Origin of the sequence: Candidatus Synechococcus spongiarum SH4 (assembly GCF_000586015.1) — a bacterium.
GTDB lineage: Bacteria > Cyanobacteriota > Cyanobacteriia > PCC-6307 > Cyanobiaceae > Synechococcus_B > Synechococcus_B spongiarum_F.
In genome coordinates this window covers 1-5,782 of record NZ_JENA01000098.1, presented here as the reverse complement: position 1 = coordinate 5,782, position 5,782 = coordinate 1, and the positions used below count along the sequence as shown (strand labels likewise).

General features: G+C 64.4%; 4 protein-coding genes. 1 reads left to right on the top strand and 3 read right to left on the bottom strand.

Annotated features, from left to right (window positions below; genetic code table 11):
• On the top strand, nt 1-2,609 hold a 2,609-nt coding region (locus tag BG35_RS13065), incomplete at its 5' end, for a hypothetical protein (RefSeq protein WP_025782066.1).
• A 115-nt stretch (nt 2,610-2,724) separates the two neighbouring features.
• On the opposite strand, the gene metK is transcribed toward BG35_RS13065, so the two are convergent.
• The 3 genes from metK to BG35_RS0105685 all read right to left on the bottom strand — a co-directional run.
• Nucleotides 2,725-3,963 (bottom strand): methionine adenosyltransferase, encoded by a 1,239-nt coding sequence (gene metK, locus BG35_RS0105695; RefSeq protein ID WP_025782065.1) that lies wholly within the window; start codon nt 3,961-3,963, stop codon nt 2,725-2,727.
• A 67-nt stretch (nt 3,964-4,030) separates the two neighbouring features.
• Nucleotides 4,031-4,804, bottom strand: a complete 774-nt coding sequence (locus BG35_RS0105690) for an HAD family hydrolase (protein WP_025782064.1) — start codon at nt 4,802-4,804, stop codon at nt 4,031-4,033.
• A gap of 33 nt (nt 4,805-4,837) precedes the next feature.
• On the bottom strand, nt 4,838-5,782 hold a 945-nt coding region (locus BG35_RS0105685), incomplete at its 5' end, for a S1 RNA-binding domain-containing protein (protein ID WP_025782063.1).

The window sequence follows — 5,782 nt, the reverse complement described above, 5'->3', positions numbered from 1 at the left end:
CCCTGGCGCTATCCACCACGGACGACGAAGTGGACGAGGATGACGGTTCGGTGACGCTCACCTTGGAGACTGGTGCGGGCTACACCGTGGGTGCGCTGTCTTCCCAGACAGTCGCCATCACGGATGACGACGTGACCACACAGCAGCAGGACAGCACGAATACCAACCCCTATGCCGACCTGATTGCTGATGTGCGGGGCTATGTAGGGGAGATGCTCAATGGGGAGGAGCACGTGAAGCGCTGGCAGCGGGTATTGAAGGCATTGGGTGAGACCGATGCGGCCTTTGCCGATCTCACCCCCATGACCGCCACTGAGGCGCAGACCTATGCGGATAAGGGCTGGACGCGGTGGGAGCCGGTGGTGACGGCATTGACGGCGTTGGAAGCCGCTGCCCAGCCACCAGTGCAACCGTCAGTGCAACCAACGGTGAGCATTAGTGGTGGCTCTTCTGTGACGGAGGGTGGAGAAGTGGTCTTCACGCTGACGGCCAATCCAGCCCCGGCTGCCGACTTGGCGGTGACGGTGAGTGTAACGGAGAGCGGCAGCTTCGCCAGTGCTGGCGCAACGGGCGCCCGCACGGTGACCATCGGGACGGGTGGGACAGTGGACTTCACCGTGGCAACGGAGGATGATGACGTGGATGAGGCGGACGGCGCTATTGCGGCGACGGTCACTGCCGGGACGGGCTACACGGTGGGGAGCACTGCTACTGCCAGTGTGACGGTGGCGGATAACGACGTGTCAGTGTCAACGAAGCCGATGCTCTCGGTGGGTGATGCCAGTGCCCAGGAGGGAGAGGTGATGGCGTTTCCCATTCGCCTGTCCCGCCCCCATGACAAGAGGGTAATTATCGGGGTGAAGACCAGGGAGAGCAGCCCGGTATCGGCGCGGCAAGGCAAGGACTTCTCTCTGCAAAGCGGAATCGGTCTTGATAACTTTGATCTTGTGACCTTCAATCCTGGCGAGACGGAGAAGACGGTGTATGTGAGCACGGTGAACGACGTGCATGACGACGACGGCGAGACTTTCGAGCTCTACATCTCGCAGGTCTATTACTCGGGTGTTGGCATAACGGACGGTGTGGGCGTGGGAACGATCCGCAACAGCGACCCCATCCCTGCTGCGTGGCTGGGGCGTTTTGGCCGCACGGTGTCGCAACAGGTGGTGGATGCGGTGCGGGGGCGCTTCAGCGCCCCACCCGGGGATGGGCTGAACCTGACGGTGGCGGGGGAAAGCCTCACCAGCGGGCCGCCGTTGGCGGAGAACGAAGGGGCGCTCTCCAAGCTGTTGGGCTTCGAGAGTGTGAGCGGTGAGCAGTTGGTGGCGGACTCCTCCTTCAGCTTCACACCGGTAGTTGCAGAAGGGGATGGCGCAGCAGGAGGGGAAGGGTTGGCCTTCTGGGGGCAGGGCGCCGTCTCCTCCTTCAGCGGTCGGGAGGAGGATCTCTCCCTGAGTGGGAACGTGAGCACGTTGCTGTTGGGTGCGGATTGGAGCGCGGGGCGGTGGCAGGCCGGTGCTGCCCTGTCCAACTCCTGGAGCAACGGCGGCTACGAAGGCGCGGGGGATAGCGGAGACGACGGCAGCATCAGCGCCACCATGGTGGGGTTATTCCCCTATGGTCGCTATGCCCTCACGTCCCGATTGGGCATCTGGGCCATAGGTGGCTACGGCAGCGGCAACCTTACCCTGAAGCCACAGGGGGATGACGGGGAGGAAGAACTGAACACGGACACCAACCTGGTGATGGGGGCGGTGAGTCTGGATGGGGTGGTGCTGGATGGTGGTGCTGACGGGCTGAGCCTCACCACCACGGCAGATGCCCTGGTGGTGAAGACCACCTCGGCAGAAGTGAAGGGATTGAAGTCTTCTGCGACCACCATCTCCCGGCTGCGGTTGGGGCTGGAGGCCACAAGGCCGATACCACTGGAAGGGGGCGCCGCGTTGCTGCCCTCGTTGGAGGTGGGTCTACGGCAGGACAGCGGTGATGCGGAAACCGGCTATGGGGTGGAAGTGGGCGCCGCTCTGGGGTGGGAGGATCCCCAGCGGGGCATCAGGGGCAAGGTGAGGGGGCGTACCCTCTTGACCCACACGGAGGAGGAGTTCCGCCAGCAGGGCCTGGCCCTCTCCTTCGCATGGGACCCGTCCCCCAGCAACCGTGGCCCTTCCCTGTCCATGGGGCACACCATGGGCGCCAGCGCCTCGGGGGGGATGGACGCCCTGCTCAATCCGACTGTCATCCAGGGGTTGGATGCACCCGGCGGCAGCGGGCAGCAGTTCGAGGCGCAGATGGCCTACGGCTTCCCCTTCCACAACGACCGCCTCACTCTCACCCCAGGGATGGCAGTGGCCTTCTCCCCGGAGAGCAAGAGCTACGGCCTCCTCTGGTCCCTGGCGCCATACTCGGAGCAGGGGCAGGGGCAGGGGCAGGGGCAGGGGGAATCGTGGGAAATCACCCTCGAAGGGGAACGGCAGGAAAGCGCCCCACCGGACACTCCTGTGGATCATTCCGTCGGGCTCAACTTCTCCCTGGCCGGCGGCGCCGTCGACGTGGTGAAGGCCTCTGTTCTGGGGATCGCTCTGGCGGTAGTGTCCTCCTTCCTCTTCTGACGGGAAGGGGCATTCCCCCGTATCTCAATCCACTGCAACCACAGGAAGTCCGAAGGGCGGGGTTTGTATCCCCTGGACTCCGTGGTCCCACCCATGACGGCTTGAGCCCTGGCTGTCAGGAGGACTGCGCCATCTGCCGCAGGGTGTCGGCCATGGCGGTCACGTCTTCCCAGGGGGCCTGAAGGTCCCTGCGGCCGAAATGGCCATAGGCGGCGGTGTGCTGATAAAAACGACCGCCCCGTTCAGCGCAGATGGTGGACAGGCCGAAGTTCTGGATAATGGCCGCCGGCCGCAGGTCAACGTGCTGGTGAACCAGGTCGATCAACTGCCCGTTGTCCAGCCGGCCGGTGCCGAAGGTGTCCACCAGGATGGACACGGGGCGGGCCCGGCCAATGGCGTAGCTAAGCTGCACCTCCACCCGCCGGGCCAGGTCCGCCGCGACGATGGCCTTGGCCACAAAACGGGCGGCATAGGCCGCGGAGCGATCCACCTTGGTGGGGTCTTTGCCGGAGAAGGCGCCGCCCCCGTGGCGGGCATAGCCTCCGTAGGTATCAACAATGATCTTGCGGCCGGTGAGGCCGGCATCCCCCTGGGGGCCACCCACCACAAATTGACCGGTGGGATTCACCAGGAACTGGGTGGCGCTCCGCTCCGGCTTGAGCGCCAGATCGGCGGTGGCCGGCACAACCACATGGCGCCAGAGATCTTCCCGGATGTGCTGGCGAACGGCTTGGGCCTGGCGGAGGCCGGCCACCTCGGCAGTGTGCTGGGCGGAGATGAGGATGGTGTCAATGGCTACCGGCTGGTCATCGTCGTAGACCACACTCACCTGGGTCTTGCCGTCGGGCAGGAGATAGTCCAGCGCGCCGGTTTTGCGAACATGGGCCAACTGCAACGCCAAACGATGGGCCAGGCTGATGGGCAAGGGCATCAACTCCGGGGTTTCGTTGCAGGCGTAGCCGAACATGATGCCCTGGTCACCGGCCCCCACCAGATCCAGCGGATCTCCGTCGTGGTCCACCGCTTCATCCACCCCCTGGGCAATGTCGGGGGACTGCTGGTCCAGGGCCACCAGCACGGCGCAGCTATGGGCATCAAAACCACCGGCCCGGGCGCCGGTATAGCCAATATCGGCAATGACCCGCCGCACAATGGCGGGAATATCAACGTGAGCCTTGGTTCTGACCTCACCTGTCACCAGGCAAAGGCCCGTGTTCACAACCGTCTCACAGGCCACACGACTGTTGGGATCGGCGCTGAGCAAGGCATCAAGCACAGCGTCGCTCACCTGGTCGCAGATCTTGTCGGGATGGCCCTCAGTGACCGATTCCGAGGTGAACACATAGCGGGCCATGGGGAGATCCGGGCTAAGGGCGGCGACACACCATCACAGCAGAAGAGGGGATGGGGCCAGGGGAATTTTACGTGCTGGCCATGAGCGTCACAGCGCCCCAGTCTGCCACCAAGGCGTCAAAGCCGTGAAGCTGGGGCAGGTTCCGCCAGCCGCCGGTGTACCCCACCACCACGCCAACCCCTGCGGCCCGGGCCATGGCCAGGTCCTGGCCCGAATCACCGCACAGGAGACAGTGCCGCGGGTCGACGCCAAGATCACGGCAGAGATGAAGGGCCGCTTGGGCCGCCGGTTTGGCGGGCGCCTGGTCCGAGCCGCGGAAGGCTGTGATGGCGCCGAACAAGCCCCAGTGCCGTAGAAAATCCTCAATGCCCTGGCGGCAATCCCCGCTGATGATGCCGCAGGGCAAGTCCAGATCCTGGACACGATCCAACAACTGCCGCACACCGGACAACGGTGGGGTGAGTTCTGCCCGGGAGAGATGGTTATCCCAGGGCTGGCCATGGACGGTCTGGGCCGTGGCCAGGGCCTCGCTCCAGCTCAGGCCCACCTGGGCCAGACAGGTGGCCGTGCTGATGAGGTTGTGGCCGGCGCTGGCCACGGCCGTGGCTCCACCAGGATCCAGCCCCGGCGTCCCCTGGTCCGTCGAGAGCCCGTAGGCCCGCTGCAGGAGACCCGTAAGCTGGGGACGCAGCCCCGCAGGAACCTGTTGCAGAGTTGTGGCAAGGCGGGCCTCGGCCAGGGCCATGAGAAAGGCTTCGCTGTTGGCGAGGGTGCCGTCTTTGTCAAAAAGAATGGCCTGCAGCGGGCCGAAGCGCCGGGGACCAATCTGCAGCCAGGCCATGGTGGCGGGGTGTGGACGACTTGCTCCAGGCCTTCAGCTTTCATAGACCGTCTCGGCGCCCAGGGCCACGGGTTCACCTTCCACCTGCTCTTCCAGCATCTGCTTGTAGAGCGCAGCCATTTCCTCGGCCCGGTCAAACACCTTCTGAGGATTGGTCAGCATGTCCCCCGGCTCCGGCTCCAACGCTTTGGTGGACAGGGAGATGCGGCCACGCTCCGCGTCCAGGTCAATAATCATCACCTTCAGTTGGTCACCCACGTTGAGGACGGCGTGGGACGTCTCAATGTGCTCGTGGCTGATCTCGGAGATGTGCAGCAGTCCGCTCACGCCACCGATATCGATAAAGGCGCCGTAGGGCTTGATGCCCCGCACGTTGCCCACCACCACTTCGCCTACTTCCAAGCGGTTCATCTTGCGCTCCACCAGGGCGCGGCGGTGGCTGAGCACCAGGCGGTTGCGTTCTTCGTCCACCTCAAGGAATTTGAGGGGGAGCACCTCTTCCACCAGCTCCTCCTTGGGTTTGCGGGTGCTGATGTGGCTGCCGGGGATAAAGCCCCGCAGGCCCTCCACCCGCACCAGGGCGCCACCGCGGTTGGTGGCAAAGACTTCGCTGTAGATGGTGGCGTCTTCCTTCTGGAGTTGCCGGACCCGCTCCCAGGCCATCTGGTATTCAATTCGCCGGATGGACAGCATCAACTGGCCGTCTTCGTTCTCCTCGGAAAGGATGAAGAACTCCCGCACATCCCCCGGTTGGAGCACGTCCTCCAGATCCTCCACCCGGTTGATCGAGGCTTCCTGGAGGGACATGAACGCCGCGGTTTTGGCGCCAATATCAATCAGGCTCCCCTTGGGCTCCAGATTGAAAACGGTGCCACTCACCACGTCACCGGGATTGAAGTGGTAGTCGTATTGACTCAGCAGCGCCGTGAACTCCTCCATGGTGAAGCCCACGTCGTCCAGATCGCCGCCGCCGCCGGA